The sequence below is a fragment of the uncultured Paraglaciecola sp. genome, assembly GCF_937123705.1.
Lineage (GTDB): Bacteria > Pseudomonadota > Gammaproteobacteria > Enterobacterales > Alteromonadaceae > Paraglaciecola.
Genome location: NZ_CAKZKO010000137.1, coordinates 20254 through 42487, shown reverse-complemented (window position 1 = coordinate 42487; position 22234 = coordinate 20254). Strand labels below are relative to the sequence as shown.

23 protein-coding genes are annotated in these 22234 nt (G+C 41.6%); 5 read left to right on the top strand and 18 right to left on the bottom strand.

Annotation, left to right across the window (positions count from 1 at the left end; all coding sequences use genetic code 11):
• Window positions 1-5: 5 nt before the first annotated feature.
• The 15 genes from purF to Q0688_RS16980 form a co-directional block, all read right to left on the bottom strand.
• Entirely contained in the window at window positions 6-1523 is a 1518-nt protein-coding gene (gene purF / locus Q0688_RS17050; RefSeq protein ID WP_299079636.1) for an amidophosphoribosyltransferase, read from the bottom strand.
• A 13-nt stretch (window positions 1524-1536) separates the two neighbouring features.
• Entirely contained in the window at window positions 1537-2025 is a 489-nt protein-coding gene (locus Q0688_RS17045) for a CvpA family protein (RefSeq protein WP_299079633.1), read from the bottom strand.
• Window positions 2026-2247: 222 nt separating this feature from the next.
• The gene (locus Q0688_RS17040) at window positions 2248-2913 is read right to left on the bottom strand and encodes an SPOR domain-containing protein (protein ID WP_299079630.1); all 666 of its coding nucleotides are present in this window, start codon (window positions 2911-2913) and stop codon (window positions 2248-2250) included.
• 4 nt (window positions 2914-2917) lie between these two features.
• Window positions 2918-4207 carry a bifunctional tetrahydrofolate synthase/dihydrofolate synthase gene (folC, locus tag Q0688_RS17035; protein ID WP_299079627.1) on the bottom strand — a complete coding sequence of 430 codons (1290 nt, stop codon included), beginning with the start codon at window positions 4205-4207 and terminating at the stop codon, window positions 2918-2920.
• A gap of 3 nt (window positions 4208-4210) precedes the next feature.
• Window positions 4211-5059 (bottom strand): acetyl-CoA carboxylase, carboxyltransferase subunit beta, encoded by an 849-nt coding sequence (accD, locus tag Q0688_RS17030; protein ID WP_299079624.1) that lies wholly within the window; start codon window positions 5057-5059, stop codon window positions 4211-4213.
• A 193-nt stretch (window positions 5060-5252) separates the two neighbouring features.
• Window positions 5253-6038 (bottom strand): tRNA pseudouridine(38-40) synthase TruA, encoded by a 786-nt coding sequence (truA, locus tag Q0688_RS17025; protein ID WP_299079621.1) that lies wholly within the window; start codon window positions 6036-6038, stop codon window positions 5253-5255.
• Between the two features lie 115 nt (window positions 6039-6153).
• Entirely contained in the window at window positions 6154-7500 is a 1347-nt protein-coding gene (locus Q0688_RS17020; RefSeq protein ID WP_299079618.1) for a sigma 54-interacting transcriptional regulator, read from the bottom strand.
• Complete coding sequence (locus Q0688_RS17015) at window positions 7497-8069, bottom strand: hypothetical protein (protein ID WP_299079613.1); 573 nt, start codon at window positions 8067-8069, stop codon at window positions 7497-7499. The genes Q0688_RS17020 and Q0688_RS17015 overlap by 4 nt, the downstream gene beginning before the upstream one ends.
• Window positions 8066-9472 (bottom strand): HAMP domain-containing sensor histidine kinase, encoded by a 1407-nt coding sequence (locus Q0688_RS17010; protein ID WP_299079611.1) that lies wholly within the window; start codon window positions 9470-9472, stop codon window positions 8066-8068. The genes Q0688_RS17015 and Q0688_RS17010 overlap by 4 nt, the downstream gene beginning before the upstream one ends.
• Before the next feature lie 519 nt (window positions 9473-9991).
• Entirely contained in the window at window positions 9992-10435 is a 444-nt protein-coding gene (locus tag Q0688_RS17005) for a TerB family tellurite resistance protein (protein WP_299079608.1), read from the bottom strand.
• 6 nt (window positions 10436-10441) lie between these two features.
• Window positions 10442-11467: an NAD(P)-binding protein gene (locus Q0688_RS17000; RefSeq protein ID WP_299079603.1), complete on the bottom strand. Its 1026-nt coding sequence runs from the start codon at window positions 11465-11467 to the stop codon at window positions 10442-10444.
• Window positions 11464-12519 carry an ABC transporter ATP-binding protein gene (locus tag Q0688_RS16995; RefSeq protein ID WP_299079600.1) on the bottom strand — a complete coding sequence of 352 codons (1056 nt, stop codon included), beginning with the start codon at window positions 12517-12519 and terminating at the stop codon, window positions 11464-11466. The genes Q0688_RS17000 and Q0688_RS16995 overlap by 4 nt, the downstream gene beginning before the upstream one ends.
• Window positions 12506-14149 carry an iron ABC transporter permease gene (locus Q0688_RS16990; protein ID WP_299079694.1) on the bottom strand — a complete coding sequence of 548 codons (1644 nt, stop codon included), beginning with the start codon at window positions 14147-14149 and terminating at the stop codon, window positions 12506-12508. Before Q0688_RS16990 ends, Q0688_RS16995 begins: the two co-directional genes overlap by 14 nt.
• A gap of 88 nt (window positions 14150-14237) precedes the next feature.
• Window positions 14238-15251, bottom strand: a complete 1014-nt coding sequence (locus Q0688_RS16985; RefSeq protein WP_299079597.1) for a Fe(3+) ABC transporter substrate-binding protein — start codon at window positions 15249-15251, stop codon at window positions 14238-14240.
• A gap of 77 nt (window positions 15252-15328) precedes the next feature.
• Window positions 15329-15778 (bottom strand): GNAT family N-acetyltransferase, encoded by a 450-nt coding sequence (locus tag Q0688_RS16980; RefSeq protein ID WP_299079594.1) that lies wholly within the window; start codon window positions 15776-15778, stop codon window positions 15329-15331.
• Between the two features lie 121 nt (window positions 15779-15899).
• On the opposite strand from Q0688_RS16980, the gene yciH reads away from it, so the two are divergent.
• The 3 genes from yciH to pheA are packed head-to-tail and all read left to right on the top strand — an operon-like array spanning window position 15900 to window position 18287.
• Complete coding sequence (gene yciH, locus Q0688_RS16975; RefSeq protein WP_299079591.1) at window positions 15900-16220, top strand: stress response translation initiation inhibitor YciH; 321 nt, start codon at window positions 15900-15902, stop codon at window positions 16218-16220.
• Window positions 16221-16251: 31 nt separating this feature from the next.
• On the top strand, window positions 16252-17052 hold the full coding sequence (locus tag Q0688_RS16970) for a response regulator (protein ID WP_299079588.1): 801 nt from the start codon (window positions 16252-16254) through the stop codon (window positions 17050-17052).
• Between the two features lie 53 nt (window positions 17053-17105).
• Complete coding sequence (gene pheA / locus Q0688_RS16965; RefSeq protein ID WP_299079585.1) at window positions 17106-18287, top strand: prephenate dehydratase; 1182 nt, start codon at window positions 17106-17108, stop codon at window positions 18285-18287.
• Between the two features lie 51 nt (window positions 18288-18338).
• On the opposite strand, the gene tyrA is transcribed toward pheA, so the two are convergent.
• Together tyrA and Q0688_RS16955 are read right to left on the bottom strand one after the other, a co-directional pair.
• Entirely contained in the window at window positions 18339-19490 is a 1152-nt protein-coding gene (gene tyrA, locus Q0688_RS16960; RefSeq protein WP_299079582.1) for a bifunctional chorismate mutase/prephenate dehydrogenase, read from the bottom strand.
• A gap of 8 nt (window positions 19491-19498) precedes the next feature.
• A complete protein-coding gene (locus Q0688_RS16955) occupies window positions 19499-20593 on the bottom strand; it encodes a 3-deoxy-7-phosphoheptulonate synthase (protein ID WP_299079579.1) in 1095 nt (364 codons plus the stop codon).
• A 318-nt stretch (window positions 20594-20911) separates the two neighbouring features.
• Here Q0688_RS16955 and Q0688_RS16950 point away from each other — a divergent pair, with 318 nt between their 5' ends.
• On the top strand, window positions 20912-21220 hold the full coding sequence (locus tag Q0688_RS16950; protein ID WP_299079575.1) for a metalloregulator ArsR/SmtB family transcription factor: 309 nt from the start codon (window positions 20912-20914) through the stop codon (window positions 21218-21220).
• Window positions 21213-21635 (top strand): SRPBCC domain-containing protein, encoded by a 423-nt coding sequence (locus Q0688_RS16945; protein WP_299079572.1) that lies wholly within the window; start codon window positions 21213-21215, stop codon window positions 21633-21635. The genes Q0688_RS16950 and Q0688_RS16945 overlap by 8 nt, the downstream gene beginning before the upstream one ends.
• A gap of 30 nt (window positions 21636-21665) precedes the next feature.
• Here Q0688_RS16945 and Q0688_RS16940 read toward each other — a convergent pair whose 3' ends face one another.
• Window positions 21666-22229, bottom strand: coding sequence for a sugar O-acetyltransferase (locus Q0688_RS16940; RefSeq protein WP_299079569.1), 564 nt, complete (start codon window positions 22227-22229; stop codon window positions 21666-21668).
• Window positions 22230-22234: the final 5 nt, after the last annotated feature.

The following is a 22234-nucleotide window of genomic DNA, read 5'->3' as shown; positions in this document are numbered from 1 at the left end:
TGGGCTTATTCTTGGCTCATATTGTGCATTTCTAAGTTACTCAACTCAGCCTGTACCCCTTCGTTTTTCGAGCCTTCATTACGCATATTATCTATACGCTGTAAGTAATCGTTATCTATATCATTGGTAATATAGTTTCCGTCAAACACAGAGGTTTCGAAGGATTTTATATTAGGGTTTAGTTCGCGTACTGCTCCAACTAAATCCTGTAGATCTTGGAAAATCAAACCATCGGCGCGGATCAGCTCACATACTTGTTCAATCTCTCGACCATAAGCAATCAACTCATTAGCTGAAGGCATATCAATGCCATATACGTTTGGAAATCGAATTTCTGGAGCCGCCGAGGCAAAATACACTTTTTTAGCACCCGACTCTCGAGCCATCTCGATAATTTGCTCTGAGGTAGTACCACGAACAATAGAATCATCAACCAATAGCACATTCTTATCTTTAAATTCAGAAGGGATGGCATTCAATTTACGGCGTACCGACTTACGACGCATGGTTTGTCCAGGCATAATAAACGTACGACCAATATAACGATTTTTAACAAATCCCTGACGATAAGGCCTATCCAACTCTATTGATATTTGCAATGCCACATCTGTTGAGGTCTCGGGTATAGGAATAACCACATCAATATCTAAATCAGCCCATTCTCTCGCAATTTTTTGCCCTAGCTTACGCCCCATATTCACCCTAGACGCGTACACAGAAATACCATCAATAAAGGAGTCTGGACGGGCAAAGTATACAAACTCAAAAATACAGGGGGCGTTAACAGGTTGCGAGTAACATTGCTGAGTATGTAACTCACCCGCTTCGGTAACATAAATGGCTTCGCCCGGTGCAACATCACGAATAAATGTAAAACCAACGGCGTCGAGTGCGACACTTTCGGAAGCCACCATATATTCATCACCAAATTCGGTTTTACGCTTCCCTAGCGCCAGCGGCCTAATACCAAAAGGATCTCTAAAGGCTAACATTCCATTGCCAATAATAGCGGCAACCACTGCATAGGCCCCGCGGATTTTTGTATGGACTTTTGAAACAGCTTTAAATACCGCTTCTGGACTCAAATCTAGCCCATCGCAACTTTGTAATTCATGGGCGATGATGTTCAACAACAGCTCTGAATCTGACGTAGTATTGATATGTCTTCTGGCTATTTTAGAGACTTCATCTCGCAACTCATGGGCATTGGTTAAATTACCATTGTGAGCAAAGGCAATGCCAAAAGGGGAATTAACATAAAAAGGCTGCGCCTCTGCCGAACTCGAACTACCTGCAGTTGGGTAGCGAACATGGCCAATCCCAAATTGCCCTGTTAGTCTTTTCATATGGCGTGTATGAAACACATCTCTGACTAAGCCGTTATCTTTTCTAAGATGAAATACACCATCATCAACAGTCACAATACCTGCCGCATCTTGACCTCTATGCTGGAGAACCGTTAAGGCATCATACAACGCTTGATTGACTGGGCTCTTACCTACTATTCCGACAATACCACACATGCTATTTACCTTTTTAGACGGGCTTTATAAAACTTGAGTTGTTGTGTAAATATTCAAAAAACCACTCAATGATTAAACTAAACTCTGGAATAAGTAATGAGGCCCCCCACCCTGCTGATGTCGCCATGGGGGTAAAAGTGTCTAAGAAAAATAACACTGCGCTAACAAACAAAATGCCTCGTAACACGCCAAACACAAGACCTAACATACGATCTGTGCCGGTTAGTCCAGTAAAATGCACTAACTGAGAAATGAGATAATTAACTAAACCACCCAATATTAAAGTGGAGGTGAATAATATGGCTATTGCTACACCATTGCGGATCATTAAATCATCGAGTTTGGTAAGATAAGTAGCTAGATCGGCATAAAACTGACTGGCAATAAAAAACGCACTAAACCAAATTGCCAAAGATATCGCTTCTTTTACAAAGCCTCTAATAATACTGATGATGGCGGAAATCAAAATTACGCCTAGTATGGCGAAATCAATCCAATTCATAAGATTTGATATTACTGTTTAAATGGCGTGACACTTGGATGACCTAGCCTTTTTAATGCTACAGAATTAAATTCGCGCGCATTCTACCAAAACGCCGGATGAAAATCCTGATAATTTCGAAGATTTATATTGAGCGCGGTTGCTGTTGAATGAAAAATTTTGCAGCTATCTGCGTGAGATTTAGACAGCAAAGATCAACCAGCCCTACTCCCATACAAAATATTATTGCACAGTAAAAGGCGTCACCTTACCCTGCAACTTAGTTAATTCCTTTAAATGAGACAGGGCATTTTCTAAATTGCTTTTTTGCAAATCAGGTCCAACAAAGACCTTAGTCAAGGTTCCTGAATTTGTTTTAACAGGCCGGCTAAATGCTCGGTACCCTGCTTTATCCAAGCGACCTAATAGTTCTTGTACGTTCTTTTGATGACGAAAACTACCTAGTTGTACAACCCAACCAGCACTGGCCAGTAACTTATCAACATCCTGTTTTACAACCGTTTGTTGTTCTAGACTGCTAGCCTTAGCATCACCAGTTTCTGGTTGCTCTGTCGTTAAGGCCTCTAGACTTTCAAGTTTTATATCGGGTACTTGTACATCTTCGGTGCGACTTTCTGATGTTGTTTTAGGCATTACATTTTCGGTTAGTTGGTCATCTAATGCCGTTTCAGAAACAACTTCGACTTGTCGGGTTGCCGCATTTTTAACTTTATCAATATCAAAATCGGTGGGCGGTTTAACCGTTTTCATGGGCGGCTTTTGTGGTAAGTCTACAAATAAATGACCCTTAGACTCTTGTTTTCCATCTAATAAGTCGGGCAAAAAGATCACAACTATGGCAACAACTATTGCGGTTCCGACCAAACGGTTTTGTAATGCGGATGACACTCTGCTACACCTTTATCTTAGAGGTTAAGGACCTCATTTCTAATATCTTTGCCACTGTAAAAAAAGAGCCAAAAACAACCAGCACATCATCTTCTTCGGCACTTTCTAAAGCGCTTATATAAGCGGCTTCTACTGAGTGGTAGTCTAACACTTTTTGTTCATTGCTTAATACAGCGCTAACTAATGTACTTGCCGGTGCTCCCCTTGGAACATCTAAACTCGCACAATACCAATTGGATACAATTGGCAACATTGGCGCCAGTGTTGCTTCAATATCCTTATCTGCCAGCATAGCGACAACGGCAATGACCTTTTGGGGTTGTTTATTTTTAATATCAATAGCCAACAAATTTGTTGCTTGGGGATTATGCGCTACGTCTAAGATGACAGTGGGTTTACTCTGTACCACCTGTCGCCTTCCTGGCAAACTGGTACGTTTAAAAGTCTGCATCATTTGGCTGCTATCTAATTGTAGCCCTAAGATTTCTATTACTTGCAATGCCGTTGACGCATTTTGCACGGGAATTTGCGGATTGGGTAAATTATCATAACGGCTATTGCGACCCTGCCAATGGAAGCCTTTGTGATCCACTTTATACTGAAAATCTTGGCCTTGCCAAAATGAGTTAACCCGATTTTCAAAGGCAGCGCTCACCAATGTAACCGGTGGTTGAGGATCGCCGATAATGGCAGGAATATTAGCCCTGAAAATTCCAGCCTTTTCGATGGCAATTTGCTCTTTGGTTGCGCCAAGCCAATCCTGATGATCTAAGTCAATACCTGTTATGACTGCAATTGTTGGATCGACTATATTCACTGCATCTAAACGGCCGCCTAAGCCTACTTCCAATAACAAGTACTGCACATTAGACTCAGCCATCAACTGTAATGCCGCTAAAGTACCAAACTCAAAATAAGTTAACGCAATATCACCACGTGCCTGCTCAATCTTCAAAAATGCCTGACAATGGGCGTTTTCAGATAACATTGCCCCCGACACTCTGACCCGTTCGCGGTAGTCTAACAAGTGCGGTGAGCTAAATACTGCTACTGAACAGTTAGCCATCAAGAGGGCTTGTTCGATTAGGGCGCAAGTGGTGCCCTTTCCATTAGTACCGGCAACGGTCACAATAGTGCGCTGGCTAAGATCAAGCCCTAACTTTTTATAAACGAGTGCGACGCGATCTAAGCCTAGTTCGATATCATTAGGATGAACTTGTTCAAGGTAAGTTAACCACTGATTAAGAGACCAAACCTCCTTTTTAGAGGTTTGGGGAGTCTGGATAGGTGTCATTAATTAATGATGTTGATGATGAAGTTTTGATAACAAACTAAATAATTTGTCACGCATTTCACGGCGATCTACGATTAAATCGATAGCCCCTTTTTCTAATAAAAATTCACTACGCTGAAACCCTTGAGGTAAGGTTTCTCGCACAGTTTGTTCAATCACTCGTGGGCCTGCAAAACCTATCAAGGCTTTTGGCTCGGCAATATTCACATCGCCAAGCATAGCTAAACTGGCAGAAACACCGCCCATAGTAGGGTCAGTGAGTACTGAAATATATGGCAAACCTTTTTCACTCATTTTAGCAAGAGCGGCACTGGTTTTTGCCATCTGCATTAACGACAAAAGCGCTTCTTGCATGCGAGCGCCGCCACTGGTTGAGAAACAAACCAAAGGCATATTGTGCTCTAAGCAGGCTTCCACCGCTTTTACAAATCGAGCCCCAACTACCGAAGCCATAGAGCCGCCCATAAAGGCAAACTCAAACGCCGCTACTGCAACAGGCATTCCGTTTAATTTACCTTGCATCACAACTAAAGCGTCTTTTTCATTAGTGGCTTTTTGGGCGCTGCTCAGTCTATCTTTGTATTTTTTGGAATCTTTAAATTTGAGCAGATCTTGTGGCTCTAAGTCAGCACCTAATTCTACTCTATCACCTTGATCCAAAAAGCTATTTACCCGAGCTCTGGCAGTAATACGCATATGATGCTGGCATTTAGGGCACACACCTAACTGCTTTTCTAATTCGGATTTATACAATACGGCCGCACATTCCCCGCATTTAGTCCAAATACCTTCTGGCACGTTACTTTTAGTCGATGACTTAGTGCGTGGTAATATTTTTTCTATCCAACTCATATCAAATCCTGTTTTACAATCTGCTTAGAACTACAAATTGACAATATTTAACGGTTTATTTTATATCCGTTTTAGCCCTGCTGGCCCAAAGAAGCGCTATTAAATCACATCAAGCCCACATCACGAAAATAAAACTGGTCTTAGAAGTATAGGTTAACCGTTTTCACGACTAAAATTATCTTCGAAAAGTACCCTAGTCTGGTAAAAATAATGGACCTAACGGGGTCTCGGGTAAACCAAATTCATCTGGGTAAGTAACATGCACTAAGTATAAACCATGTGGTTTAGCGGTGGCAGCAGCTTTAGTACGATCTTTGCCTTGTAGCAAGGTTTTCATCCAAGTTACCGGTTGCTCTTTGTTACCAATAACTAATAGTGAGCCTGTAATGTTACGTACCATATGATGTAAAAATGCGTTGGCTTGCACATCAATCACAATAAAGTCACCAAATCTCTGCACACTAATATTACTCATCTCACGTATGGGCGTATTTGCCTGACAATTTACCGCTCTAAAGGCACTAAAATCATGACGTCCTATTAAATGTTGAGCAGCCTGATGCATCAGTTCATGATCTAGCTCATGATGAACATGAGTCACTCCTTTGGCCAAAATACTATTGCGTAAGCGGTGATTGTAGATGACATAACGATAACGGCGAGCAGTAGCTGAAAATCGCGCGTGGAATTCGTCATCTAGGGCTTTTACCCATTTAATGGCTATAGCGTCTGGTAGAAAACGATTAATGCCTAAGGTCCACGCACTGCTATGCCTTTGGCTTTGTGTATCAAAGTGCACCACTTGGCAGGTGGCGTGTACGCCAGCGTCGGTACGTCCAGCACATATAACCTTAATAGGCTCATTGGCAACAGCCGTTAACGCCTCTTCAACGCGCTGCTGAACACTTACCACAGTTTGCTGGCGTTGCCAGCCATGGTATGCAGCACCATCATATTCAATACCGAGGGCAAATCGCATCAGTTTAGCTTCATCATTCAAAAAATTCGCGATATTGTAAGGAACTTAAACACAATTAACAGTGATTTATACCTAAAGCTTGTATTTGTCGCAAACTGAGTGTTGAACTGGCTCATTAGCCACGCTTAAAGTCGACCGATTGCAAGTTATGTTTTTTCATCAATTTGTGCATATCAGTACGATTTCTTCCAGCAAGTTCTGCCGCTCTAGTGACATTGCCGTCAGTCATTTTAAGTAGCTTCAATAAGTACTTTTGTTCAAATGCATCTCTTGCCTCAGTCAAGGTAGGCCAATTTTGTTCTGATGCAAATAAGGCTTGCTCCACTAAATGTGAACCAATGACAGGTGTTTGAGTTAGCGCCACGCATTGCTCTACCACATTAACAAGCTGTCTAACGTTTCCTGGCCACAAACAGGTGGTAAGCAGTTGCATAGCATCATCAGAGAAACGATTCACTTTTACTTGATGTCGCTGGGCGCTACTTTTGAGTAAGTGCCTTGCGAGCAAAGGAATATCTTCAGAGCGTTCTCGTAAAGTGGGCAATGTGATATTGACGACATTAAGACGATAGTAGAGATCTTCCCTAAAATTACCCTGTTCCATTTCTTTACTGAGATTCTTGTGGGTTGCCGAGATCACCCGTACATCAATTGGAATTTGTTTGCTGCTACCGACTGGGCGAATGACTTGTTCTTGCAGTGCTCTAAGTAATTTAACTTGCAGTGAAACTGGCATATCACCAATTTCATCTAAAAATAAGGTACCACCATCCGCCTCTCGAAATAGACCTTTATGTTCATTAACCGCCCCTGTAAATGACCCTTTTGCATGACCAAAGAGTTCAGATTCAAGTAAGTTTTCAGGTAATGCGCCACAATTAATCGCAACAAACGCTTTCTCTGCCCTTTTGCTGGCTTGATGAATGGCGCTGGCCAAAAGCTCTTTTCCGGTGCCACTTGCGCCACTGATTAATACACTTACATCACGTTTAGCAACCCGATAGGATTGATCGAGAAGTTGTTCCATTTGCATCGAGCGGGTGATAATTTTCTCACACCATTGACCGGTGCGTACGCCTTTACTTTGACTCACAGCGCTCGCCAGTAAACTACGTAATTCATCGTGATCTATAGGTTTAGTTAGAAACCCAAACACCCCTCTTTGAGTGGCTTCTACCGCGTCTTGAATGGTGCCATGGGCGGTCATTAAAATAACTGGTACATCTTTACCCAGTCCCATTATCTCATCGAACAAACTAAGCCCGTCTAATCCAGGCATACGCAAGTCACTTAACACCACATCAAAATTTTGACCATTGATTAATCTCAGTGCTTCTTTACCGCCACCAGCACATTGCACATTGTACCCTTCACCCTTTAACCTAATCGCCAATAATCGCAATAGGCTTTCGTCATCATCGATCAACAATACATAGGGATCTGTTATATTCGACTGACTCATTCTTTATCCTTTTTATTACTTTTCATGATAAAAGCTTCAATATTAAGCAACTGATCAATTTGACTCTGTTGTTTCTTTAATAGCATTTTTTGTTCTTTTATATTGGCCGATTGATGGGTATTAATATTACTCAAAGTCACCAAGGCTGATTCCATTTCTAACAGATCCTGACTAGGTTGATAAAGTGCTACTAAGATAAACCGGCGCATATGTTGACTTAACTTAGGTAAAATTGACTCTAGCCAGCGTTGCGCTCGTAAGCGATCTTGGTAAGGCGTACTTTTTCCTTGACTCAGAAGTACTTTTTTTAAAATGTCGGCATCTTGCTCTGATAGTGCTGCTATCTTTTGCTTACGTTCAGGCCAGCTCAAATCTTCAATTTCATACCAAAACCTTAACCAATACTCCATTTCGCATGCATCCTGTTGTGATGAGTTTTTCCAAACACAAACGGGTTGAATGTGTTTGACCTCCACATCAGATACCTTTGGTGGAGGCATGGACTGCATCATTTCACAGCTGCAAAACAGAATTAAAGAACTGGTGACAACTAATAACTTCGATTTCATATATTCGCTTCTTTTGTCGGGATCAATACCCTTATGCAGACATCGGCATAATCCACATCAACCATTTCGACGCTACCAAACATTATTCTGGCACAATCTGCGACTATAGATAATCCAAGTCCCGAGCCGGTGACGCGGTCGTTTCGTACTCCATCACCTCGACTAAAAGGTTGAAATAGTGTGGCGCGTTGCTCCTCAGCAATATTTTGGCCAAAATTGGCAAAATCTAAAACTTGCATGTTATCTTGCTCATAAAGTTTAATACTAATAGCCTTACCCCTACTGCCATGGGCTATGGCATTGGATATCAAATTATCTAAGATCCGCCTAAACAATTTGCGATCTGCAAACACTCTGGGCAAATCAATTTGCATATCAACAGTGTTATCATGTTGCCCAATTGCCAAACTATTTTCAGTTAAAAATTCTTCGAAGAAACTTTCAGCATTTATCATTGAAAACACTGGTTTTGCTTGTTGCAACAACAAATTATAGTCAAGCAATTGCATAATTAATAAATTCAACCTGTCGGTACTAATATTGAGTAAAGACAATACTTCTTCTTGATCCTCATTCAATGGACCCACCACTTTTTCTGTCAATAGCGAGCAACCTTCTTTAATACTTGCTAAAGGGGTTTTTAATTCATGAGACGCATGACGTAACAAGGCGTGACGTAAGTTCTCCAGTTGTATTAAGCGCGCCCCTAACCTATGCAACTTTTGTTCTAACACAATAAGCTCTTTTGGACCTGAAGTGGCTATGGCGGGTATGGTTTCTTCTTGCCTGGATATCGCTACAATGATGCGTTCAAGTCTGGAGACAGGTCTTAATATTGCTTTTGAACCCAACACAATTAATAAAAAGGAAGCCCCTAAAAGGCAAGCTGTTAACCAAAACTGTGTTTGCTGTACTGTACTCACATAAATTTGTTGGTCTTGGATCCTACTATCGAGCCCACTGTCGACTTGCGCAGCTAAGTCATATAGGTTTTGTTTAAATTCAGCTAACTGAGCATCCAATAGCAATGGGTCATCAGTACCTGAATAATGTGCAATCCAATCAATACGCTCTTCTAGACTGCTACAGTTTCGCTGCTCGATAAGGGTTTTACAAACTCGTTGTTGGTACTCAATAAAACGTTGGGTAGATTGGCTAATCAAGGGTTTTAACGCATCTTTCTTTACAATATGGTACTGCCGTATTAATCGCTCAATATCGACCGACAGTCCTTCCATTTTACTTACGCGTCTGACCGTATTAACTGAATATTCAGCCTCGCTTGTAGCGATTTGGGCAATATCACTTAACCTAATTTGACTGTAGCCTACCAGCAACGTCAAAGGCACAAGAACCACGACAAAACTAACTAAGGTTAACTGCCGTAGCGAGCCAAGTTGCATAGCAACTCCTATTTAAATTATGTCTTCAATTTAACAACAACCAAGATGACGTTTATTCATCCATCACTAATTATGGGAGCGCTAGTTCAACTGCAGACGAAACATTTTATATAGGCTTCCATGCCAACAGTGAAACAAAGGTAAATTCGTATCAAGGATACTAGTACTTTTAGTTGCAAATGCCATTGCATCTAAATCAAAACTACCTGCGTACTAACAACCTTCACCACATGCACTTTCCATGCTTTGTTCCCTAAGAACCAATCGGGTAGAATGTGATTACCGAGCAGCCCATAACAGGGTTCATGCCAACTAAACATTTTCATTATAAATCAATTGGTTACAGAGCATTCTAGATTTCATTCAAATATTAAATACAAATCACAGATAAAATATGTCTTTAATTAGAGACAGGTTTTGTAATCTGTTGATTTGTAATTATTAAATCAACCATTTAAGCTGTCTACTATTTGAGACACTAACAAATTCACGTCAACTATTCAAAGTAAGTCCTGTGATTTAATCTGACTGGATTGATAATTTACTTTGAATAAACTGACTATGAGGTAAGTAAAGCAAGTCTGCAATCTTGCGGATAGTGTAATCTTCATCTGGGCTCAACTGATGATCGGCATATGCCACTGACCAAAGCATATCAAGCACAGCTCTTTTTTCACTAGGCCCATATACATCATTAATCACTCGGGTAAATTGTTGATAATCTGCCGCTCCCTCAGCTTTTAATTGGCTTAATTTACAGAGTTCTTCAAGCTCAATTGAAGTTAAGGAAAAGTGACTTTCAAGCTGTTGTCTATAGCTGTCTTGCTCTCGCTGTTCAAATTTGTTGTCTGCGCGCATCACTTCATACAACAACACAGCTGTGGCCAGCTCAATGCTATGTTCGCTATTGTCACTTTCGGCTTCTAGGTGTCGTGTAAACCATTCTTGAATACTTGCAATCATAAAAATTTACTCATTTGCTATTAAGGTTTGACTAAGGGCCCTTGCCCCGTTGAAAGCAGCCTCTATAGAAGCGCCAAAACTCCAGTCGCCCCCTATATACATGCCATTTTGAAGGCTTAATATGCCTAAGGGCTCTTGCCCATGACTAGGTCGTGCATATTGCCAGTATTTTCCTTCGCTATGGGTTACAGCATCAATGGGTAAGTCTAGCAACTCGCACAGAGCATTGGTGGCCAAGGAGATAGCGTACTCTTTACCTGCTTGACCAATTTCGTCTGACAGTTTATTGGCCAATTGGGCAACCCATATCTCGCTGTTGACCCCTTGCTTTGTATTCACAAGCTGCGGACGAAAAGGCTTGCTAGAATCCCGAACTAACGTCTGGATAGAATGGTTCTTTAGGTACACTAAATCAATATCAGAGGCGACCACAGGTTGTAATTTTAAGGCAATCGACCAACAGCTACTCCATGAAGGTGCGTCATCAACACATTGACTTGGCAACGAAGATTTTTCAAGCAACTGTTGACTGTGTGGCCACGGCATAGTCAATATCACGTTATCAAACCACTCTAGTTGCCATACTTGTTTAGATTTTAATTGCCAGCCCTTGCCTTCTACATAACGAACCTGGTTGATTGGATTATGGGTGTGTAGATTTTTTATGTTCCTGAGCCAATACCTGCAAGCATGGTGCATTTGCTGGTTAAAGACGTAGTATTTTCGGTCAGATGGATAATTTTCTAAGCTCTGTTTAACGGCGGGGTTTTGACGTGATAACAGTATTTTCTTAGGCCACTGACTCGCCACACCTTGACGACACAAGTGTTGCATATGGGCCCCAAACTCACTATTTTGAGCCACTACAACTGTAGCTCCTAGATCACATTGGCCCCACTCAAATTGGGTTGTATTCGCACGGCCACCCAGATCATTAAATTGCTCAAAAACACTCACATTAGCACCATGTGTGTCGAGCAAATTTGCCACTAAACAGCCGCTAATACCCGCTCCTACAACCGCCACTTTCACGGTATTAAGTCACTATCGGCGAATACAATAAGGTGCTCGAGATCTAAACGAATACCAATAAGTTCATCTAATTGATGATCGTGATGACTGAGTGCTAAGCACAAAACCCTAACTTGGGTTGGATGCTGCAGTTCTAGTTGATATAAGATATGAGAGCCTTGAAAAGATCGGTCAATTACTTTTGCTAAGGTGTCGCTTTCATCATCATGGATTATATCGTCAGGGCGAACTAAAAACACCACCTTGTCATTTGGCTTGAACCCAGTAGTTGAGTTAATAGGAAACTCACCTAGGGCACTGCTTAATTGATTATTGCTGGCAATTTGTGCCGACAAAAACACACCATCACCTATAAAAGAAGCGACAAATCGACTTGCAGGACGATGATAAAGAGCATAGGCATCTGTCCATTGCAGCAGTTGGCCTTTATTCATTACACCTATCACATCAGCCATAGCAAAGGCTTCATGTTGATCATGGGTGACCATAAGCGCTGTAGTATTCTCATGCTTTAAAATTGCCCGCAAATCTTTGGCGAGCTCGTCTCTTAATTCTGCATCTAGACTAGAGAATGGTTCATCTAACAACAATACGTCAGGCTTTGCGGCCATGGCTCTGGCTAACGCAATCCGCTGTTGTTGACCGCCTGACAAAGCATGGGGATAACGGTTATCATATTCAGCTAATCCCACTAACCTTAGTAACTCAGCGACGCGGTGGCGTTGTTTCTCCTTCGATAATTGCTGTAAACCAAAGGCAATATTTTGGGCAACGGTTAAATGGGGAAACAGCGCATAATCTTGAAAAACAACTGCCACCCGGCGTTTTTCCGGTAGCATGTGAAGGTACTGTGCACTGACACATTGCTCACGTAATATAATTTTTCCGCCAGATATTGGTTCAAATCCTGCCACAGCCCGTAGCAGAGATGTCTTACCACAACCAGAGGGCCCTAATAAACACCCTATTTGACCTGCACCTAGCTCAAAACTCACGTCTTTTACGGCTTGTGTATGGTGATAAGCAACAGATACGTTATTAAGACTTAACATAACTTCCTTCATTAATAAGTGCACTATCTTGACTGGGTTTGTCCATTAATTGGGTTAACAACACCACAGGTATCAAACCCACACTCACAATTGCTAGGGCAGGTAAAGCGGCGTCCATTAGTCGTTCGTCTGAGGCGAGTTCAAATGTCCTCACCGCTAAAGTATTAAAATTAAAAGGTCGTAAAATTAAAGTGGCCGGCAGCTCTTTCAGTACATCCACAAAAACTAATAACAAAGCACTGAACACACTGGTTTTCATCAAGGGTAAATGTATGCGACTCAGCACTTGTATTGGTCTATAACCTAAGGATCGTGCGGCATCATCCATGCTCGGTTTGACTCTAGCCAAGCCGGTATCGATGTTATGCATGGCGACCGCTAAAAAGCGACTGCTGTATACCAAGACCAAAGCAAACAATGAGCCTGAAAACACTAAGCCAACACTCATATCAAGCCAAGTTTCAGTTAAGGCATTGATTTTTATATCTAGCCAACTCAGAGAAATCATGGCACCAATGGCGATAACTGTGCCCGGTACGGCATACCCTAAGTTAACTAAGCCCACTAACATTCGAATCGGTTTTAGCGGATTAAGCCGTTTTCCATAAGCAAAAAATAGCGCCAATATCACCACAGTCATTGCGGCCATGGCTGCCAAATAGAAACTATTCCAAAGTAACATCCAAAATTCACTATTAAGTTGAGTTTGGTATGTCCCTAATGCCCAGCTCAACAACTGAATTACGGGTAAAATAAATCCCAATAAAACGGGGAGGAAACACAGTATAGGTACCCAAAACGCCCTGCTACCCGTTAGCGTTTTACGATGTATTGGCTGTGCTCTTTGTCCTTGAAAATAATAACGAATTTTGCGCCTTGAGACATACTCAATAACCAGCAAACACACCACAAAGCTGGTTAACAAGGCCGCTAATTGCGCCGCCGCCACGCCATTACCTAAACCAAACCAGGTTCTAAATATACCAGTAGTAAAGGTACTCAAACCAAAATATTGCACTGTCCCATAGTCGGCAAATGCTTCCATCATGGCTAAGGCGGCGCCCATTAAAATAGCTGGTCGAGCCAAAGGTAAGGCTACGGTATAAAAGTATTTTCGAGAAGATACACCTAAACTTCGAGCCGCTTCTTCAAGGCTTGATGACTGCTCAGTAAATGCCGTTCTGGCTAACAAATAAACATAGGGGTACAACACTAACGACAACATAGTTATCGCCCCTGGCAATGAGCGAATTTCAGGAAAATAGTAGTCGCCATAATGCCAGTCAAAAGTGTCTCTTAGTAGAGTTTGAATAGGGCCAGCAAAGTCCAGCAAGCCGGTATAGGTGTACGCAATGATGTAAGCTGGCATGGCCATAGGTAACAGTATTAGCCACTGTAATTGGCTACGGCCAAAAAACTCATAGCGCGCAACGTACCAAGCCAATAGCGTGCCCATCAACATCACTAAGGCTCCCACCCCAAAAGCCAAAGCCAAAGAATGGCTAATATAGTCTGATAAAACAGTGGAATAGAGATGCTGCCAAATTTCAACTTGCGGAACGAATACACTGACAAAAATCAAACCAACCGGGGCCGCAAGAATAAAGCAGCCTAAGGCAATGCCTAACATCCAAGCATTAACACTGTTATACACCCCGCTTTTGCGCAGCATAAACAGGGTTATTTAATGATCACAGACATGAAAATATGCCTTGACTTTACTTCCACCCGGCACGATCCATCAATTGCACAGCCGCAGCATTGAGTTCGCCAAGTTGCCCCAACGGTACTTGTTCTGTTTTAAACTGGCCAAATGATTGTAGAATATCACTCCAAGCAACCCCGTCTAAAACAGGGTATTCATGGTTAGCTGTAGCGTACCAAAGTTGCGACTCTTGACTGAGTAAAAAATCAATAAGTAATAAAGCCGACTCTTTATTTGGGGCATGTTTTGCTAAGGCCACGCCAGATATATTGATGTGAGCCCCTCGGCTGTTTTGATTAGGCCAAATAACTGTAACCTTTTTAGCTTGTTGCTGGGTTGTTTCATCATCTGAGCTCAACATTCCCGCAAGATAATAAGTATTGGCAATAGCCAAATCGCAAAGTCCAGCCGCCACCGCTTTGATTTGATCTCTGTCTCCTCCTTGTGGAGGACGAGCAAAATTCTTCACAAAGTCATTCACCCATTGTTGCGTTGCCGACTCACCTAATTGCGCGATCAACGCCGCCACCATGGATTGATTGTAAATATTATTCGAACTACGAATACACACTCGCCCTTTCCACTGGGGGTCAGCTAAGTCTTCTAAGGAAGTAATAGTTTGGGCATTAACACTGTTAGCTGCCACCATTATAGGCCGGGCTCGTAAGGATAAACCTAACCAGTGCCCTTGCTCATCACGAAACTGACTCGGTACTGTGGCCACGGCTTCAGACAAGGTAATTTGTTGGGTTAACCCTTGCTGCTTGGCACGGTATAAACGTCCCACATCAGTAGTGATCAACAGATCTGCGGGGCTATACTTACCTTCGCTTTTTAGTCGGGTGATCAAGTTATCGGCCTTGCCCGTCACCAAATTGACCGAAATCCCCGTTTGTTGGGTAAATTTGTCAAGCAATGGTTTAATCAAGGCCTCTTTACGGGCTGAATACAGATTAACTTGTTCTGCAAGCACTAACGGAGATAACAGCGACGTAACGACAAAACTAAAAAAGATGAATTTTTTCAATGAGAAACCCTATGTTTATCTTACATACCTAAAAATATGATGTTAATCTAATTGAGAATTATTCTCAATAACATTTTCTACTCTTCGTACATCAGATAATGGCTTTGCTCCATGCCTAAAGCCTCGTAGGTTTTTTGGGCAATTAAATTTTCTTTTTCTACATACAACCTAAATCCACATACATCCTTTTGCTGCGCCGCTAACGCTTTTACTTGTTGATACAACTGCCCGTAGACCCCTTTTCTCCTGTAATCTGGAGCGATATACACACTTTGTATCCACCAAAATACGCCATTTCGCCAGTAACTCCACTCGGTTGTCACCATTAAGCTGCCAATCACTTGTTCGTTTTGCTCGGCAACCAAATAGAAACCTTTGTTTGTATCCGCTATTAACGCAGCCACGCCTTGACTCAATGTACTTTCATCTAACTTTTTTTGTTCTGTTTCGAAGGCCATTAATTGGTTAAAGTTGACTAATGACGTTAAGTCGTGGCTCTGGGCCACTCTAATATTTATTTTGCTCACAATGCCTAATACCTTTTTAAATAATAGTTTTACGGTTTTGCCTATTATGCCTACTAACAGGCACATTTATTGATTAGAATGTAGCGACTTATCCACTCAGTTCAATAGGGTACAAGATAAAATGAGTGAAAACAGACTGGTGTATAGTACCCAAACTGGCCGTATTCAAAGTAAAGAGCAAAATAAGCCTTCCCTAAAAACCGATGGCATAGTACGTATCCGCCGTGAAACCAAAGGCCGTAAGGGCAAAGGTATGACTACAGTGACAGGTGTAGAACTACCTGAAAAAGAACTCAAAGATCTGTGCAGTCAATTAAAAAAAATGTGTGGAACAGGTGGCGCATTAAAAAATGGGGTCATTGAAATCCAGGGTGATAACCGCGATAAAATCAAAGCAACACTAGAGCAACTAGGCCATAATGTGAAGCTAGCCGGTGGTTAGTCATTAGTCACCCATCAATTTAGGAGTAGTAATGCAGCATCTTGCTTTATCAGAAATTAGTATCATTTTGGTCGAACCTTCTGATACACAAAGAAAAATCATCATTAAGCAGCTAGCAGCGGCAGATATTTGTCATGTTGAGGCTGTAGGTAGTGTTAAGCAAGCCATTGAAGCCATTACAAAAATTGGGGCTGATTTAGTGGTCAGTGCCATGTACTTCGAAGACGGAACCGGCTTAGACATCATCAAGCAAATTAAAAATGATGAAAATCTAGCCTCTACACCATTTATGTTGGTCTCGAGCGAAAGTCGTGTTGAAAAACTTGAAGAATTTAAGCAATCCGGTGTGGCCGCAATTTTACCTAAACCTTTTACTCCAGAAAACCTAGCCAATGCGCTCAAAGCATCCCTTGATTTGATCAACGCCAATGAGCTAGACCTTGACTTATTTGATGTCAATGACGTAAGAGTGCTGTTAGTAGACGATAGTAAACTGGCACGTTCACATATTCGCCGGGTATTGAATAGCTTAGGCCTACAAAAAATTCTAGAAGCTGAAAATGGCGCACAAGCTCTGACCATCTTAAAAGACAACACCTTTGATTTAGTCGTTACCGATTATAATATGCCAGAAATGGACGGCAGAGAATTGTCTGAGTTTATTCGTTTTAATCCCGAAACAGCGCATATTCCTATTATTATGGTCACCAGCGAAGCAAGCTCTAGCCTGCACATGGCAAACATACATCAAACCGGTGTAAACGCCTTGTGTGACAAGCCCTTTGAAGTAAACGAAGTACGCAAAATGCTGGCATCGTTACTTGGCCAATAAGCAATAATGGTAAAATTTTTTCCAATAAACATTAGAAACAAGAAGTAGAAAACATGTCATCAGCAGAATTAGAAGAACTTAGAGTTAACATCACTGAACTTGACACGCAACTTCTGACTTTTTTAGCCAAGAGGCAGCAATATACCAATCAAGTCGCAGAAACAAAGATTAAATATCACATTCCGGTGCGCGATCAAAAGCGTGAAGAACAGTTATTAATAAGATTAATAAAAGAAGGCAAAAAGCATGGTTTAGATGCCCACTATGTCACTCAGCTATTTCATGTGATCATAGAAGATTCAGTATTAAATCAACAAGCATTGTTAGCGGCTAGGGCTAATCCCGGTAGTAGTTTGCCACTAAACCGAGTGGCGTTTTTAGGTGATAAAGGATCTTATAGTTATCTTGCCACCCAAAAATATTTTTCGAGACGCCCAGGGGAATTACTCGAGATAGGCTGTCAGAGTTTTTCAGAGATAATTAAAAAGGTGGAGACTAACGAAGCAGACTATGCTGTTTTGCCTATTGAAAATACGTCTTCAGGTAGTATCAATGAAGTCTACGACCAACTGCAACATACCCAACTTTCGATAATTGGTGAACTTACTCATCCCATCAAACATGCTTTATTGGTGAATCGGGAGACCGACGTTAGCAAAATAAAAACCCTTTATGCCCATCCCCAAGTATTTGCACAATGTAGCCATTTTCTGGCTGAATTAGGTAATGTGGAAGTGAAACCTTGCGACAGCACCTCTGCCGCTATGTTGGCAGTAGCAGAGCTAAATGCAGATGATTGCGCCGCAATGGGCAGTGAAACAGGAGGCGGTTTATATGGTTTACATGCTATTAAATCAAACTTGGCCAATCAAAAAGAAAATCACAGCCGCTTTTTTGTGGTAGCCCGCAATCCGGTTAAAGTACCTTTACAAGTTCCCGCTAAAACAACCTTAGTAATGTCTACTGTGCAAAAACCGGGGGCCTTAGTTGAAACCCTTATGGTACTGCGAGAGTACAATATTAATATGACTAAGTTAGAGTCTCGGCCCATTACCGGTAACCCTTGGGAAGAAATGTTTTATCTCGATGTGGAAGGTAATGTCCAAGATGGTCCGATGCAGCATGCTCTTGAAGAATTACAAGCCATGACACGCTACTTTAAAGTATTAGGATGTTACCCCAGCGAAGAAATAAACCCCACTAAAGTTGCGGCTGTGAGTGCTTTAGCAGATTAAATAGCGGCAATAAAAAAACGGGTATCCAAACCCGTTTTTTTATTGAATTCTTTAACTAGGGCTCTGGTCAACTTTTAAGGTGCGATCGTCATCAGCTTTAAGTAATAGTTTTCTGCTGTCGACCAGACACTGTTTAGAATAGTCACCAAACCATGCGCCAATTTTACAAAACTCTTTAATAAACTCACCTTTATTTTTAGTCTCAACAAGCTGTAGCGCTTGATTAAACTTCACGCTAAATTCAGTCAGTAGAGCAACACTGTCCTTATTATCAAAAATGATATCGGCATACAATGCGGGAGACTGCGCAAATAGTCGTCCAACCATGGCAAGTTCCAAACGGTAAATAGGCGAACTAAGAGATATCAACTGCTGTAAATCTGGGTTTTCGCCGGCTAAATGGGAGCCAAAAACAAAACTACAAAAATGCCGCAATACCTGAATAAAGACCATTGCATCATCATGTTCTTTGGCCGAGGTGTGCTGTAATATTCCGCCCCAAATACCAATTTGCTGTAACAGCCATTGGTATTTATCGGCGTCACGCCCGTGACATACTACTACTACCTGTTTAACCAAACTCGGCACATCAGGTCCAAACATAGGATGTAGCCCCAACACTGGCCCTGAATGCGTATCCATCATAGCTGCAAGAGGTTTCTGTTTTGTACTGGTGATGTCTACTAACACACAGTCTAAGGGTAGGTGAGTTAACTTGGCGATGATGCTTTCAGTTAACTTGATGGGTACAGCCACTAAAACCAACCCAGCATCAGCTAAAATTTTATCGGCGTTAGGCCAGTCATCTTGTTCGAGTATCGTAACCCCATAACCACTGCGTTTAAACATATCCACAAATATTCGGCCTAAAGCCCCTGCTCCACCTATCACCACCACTTTCTTAATCTGCGGATTGGCGCATAAATACTTAACATTTTGGGTATGGTAAGACTCACGCATGATCCGACGTAACAGATCTTCAACTAAAACTGGCGATACGTTTTGTTGCTCTGCTTCTACACGCCTCTTAGCGATCAGCTCAGCCTCTCGTTCAGGTACATAAATAGGTAAACCGACCTGACTTTTATATTGGCCTACCTTAGCGGTGATTTCGGCCCGTTGTGCCAATAACGTCACTAACTGGCTATCAATTCCATCGATTTGCTGGCGCAGTTTGTTCAGTTCATCGGGAGATACAGGCATAGTGTTTCCTAGGAGTCGGCATCAATTAGTTTATTTAATCGCATCGGTAGAACTGTAATCAACTTATCCCGCATATGATTCACTAAATCTTCGGTGGTTTGCCAATTAATACAACCATCGGTGATAGAGACCCCGTAGTCTAAATCTGATGGACTTTTTCCTGCACTACTTTGATTGCCGTGATTAAGGTGGCTCTCCAACATAATGCCGATAACTGACTGATTACCTTCTAGTATTTGGTTCACTACATTTTTAGCCACCAATGGCTGTCTGTTAAAGTCTTTACTAGAATTTGCATGACTACAATCAATCACTAAGCCTGCACTCAGTTTCGCTTTGTCTAATTCAGTTTCACAATCTGCGACACATACAGAGTCATAATTGGGTTGTTTGCCACCGCGTAAAATAATATGTCCATCAGGGTTACCTTGGGTCGAGATCAAACTAACTTGCCCTTGACCATTTATCCCCATAAAGTTATGACCAGAGGCCGCTGATTGCAATGCATTAATTGCAATACCTAAACTGCCATCTGTGCCGTTTTTAAAACCAACCGGCATAGACAAACCACTGGCCATTTCTCTGTGTGTTTGGGACTCAGACGTACGAGCACCAATTGCCGACCAGCTAAATAACTCCGCCAAATACTGCGGACTAATAGGATCAAGCGCTTCTGTGGCTACTGGTAGCTCTAATTCGGCCAACCAAATAAGCAATTCTCGGGCTTTACGTAAACCAGTTTCAATATCAAAGGTGTCGTTGATATGAGGATCGTTGATAAGACCTTTCCATCCCACCGTTGTGCGTGGCTTTTCAAAATACACCCGCATCACAATGTACAAAGTATCTTTGCAGCTTTCATGCAACTCTTTGAGTTTAAGAGCATATTCCTTTGCGGCGTCTATGTCGTGAATGGAACATGGACCACAAATCAGCAAAAATCTATGGTCTTTACGATGTAAAATATCGCTAATGACTTGTCGTGAAGATTGAATGACTTGCAAAGCCGCATCACTTACAGGTAATTCAGATTTTAATGTTTGGGGTGTGACTAACACTTTCTCGGAAGAAACATGAATATTATTAATACTGTCGCGTAACATGACTAAACTCTTTTATTTTTAAATATGAAAATGAAATTAAGTGATTGGTAAAAACAACTCTAAACCCACGGTATTTCTGCCAACGATCCTTGTAAACTAATGTATACAACATGAATTCTATTAATTTATGAATAGTATTGACTATTTTGCAGGATTTAAAATTCTGAACAAGCTTTAATTAGTTTTTTCAAATTGCATGCTCAATAAATAGCCTACCTTCTGATAATAAATAATCAATCTCGCATAAACATTTGACATGCAACCTTTTAGTTGCTCATTATCAATGACGTCACAAAATGAAGATTAAGTAAATATCAGATGGATATTTTTAAAGCCTTGGCAGATAAAAACCGCCGCAAGATCATTGAATCCTTGTACCAAGATGGTGAACGTTCAATTAAACAATTGACCGCAAATTCTACTATCTCGCGCCAAGCCATGACCAAACATCTAAATATTTTAATCAAATCCAAAGTCATCAGCGCTGAATTCACTGGTAAAGAACGGGTGCATAACCTCAATCCTAAAGCAGTGCAAACACTACTTGACTGGATTTCACCATTTGCTCAGCAATGGGACAACAGACTAAATAACTTAGCTAAACACATTGGAGAACAACATGACTAACAGCCTTAATTCAATTGTCAGAGAAATAACCTTCAGCGCCCCAATCGAACGAGTTTGGGAAGCCATCACCAGCCCCGCAGAAATTCAAAAATGGTTCGGAACCGCCGCTAGTTTTGAATTAAGGCAAGGAGAACACGGATATTTTGAATGGGAACAAGAATGCGAAGGACGATTTGCTATGCGTATTGAAACTGTTACGCCCCCATACTATTTCGCGTGGCGATGGATGTTTCAACCAGATGCGGTGTTTGATGAAGCAACCTCTACTTTGGTTGAATGGTCATTGACCACAACATCAGATGGTGGCACGCAATTAACGCTCACCGAATCTGGATTTTTAGAGGCAAAACATAGACAGTCTAATGTTAACGGGTGGGAAGAGGAGTTGGCGGATTTAGAGAGTTATGTTTATTGATAGCTTATAAGCTTTGGATTGCGCGGATTTTTAAGCAGAGATAGTTTTTATTACGATAGCTGGCACACCAGCTACAACAGTATTCGCTGCAACATCCCTATTAACGACTGCACCTGCGGCAATCACAGCATTATCACCAATTGTCACACCTTCTAAAATTTTGGCTCCCATGCCTATCCACACACTGTTGCCTATTGTGATGGGTTTGGCTGTTTCTAAGCCTTTGTTACGCTTTGTTGGATCTAGAGGGTGTGTAGCGGTTGAAATTAATACTCCAGGGGCAATCATTGCGTTATCACCAAAGGTCACAGGGGCGGCGTCTAAAATGACGAGTCCATGATTAGCGTAGAAGTTTTTGCCTGCTGAAATATTGTAACCGTAGTCACAATAGAAATCGGGTTCAATCCATGCACCAGCACACTGCCCGAATAAGGACTTAATAATTTTACGACTGCCTTTTCTATCATCGATATCGTGCTGATTAAACTGCTGACACAACCGCTTAGCATTGGCTCGGTCTTGCTGCAAGGCTTTGTCGCTTGGGAAATATTCCAGTCCCTTTAGCATTTTTTGTTTTTCGGTTAAATCGCTCATCGTTA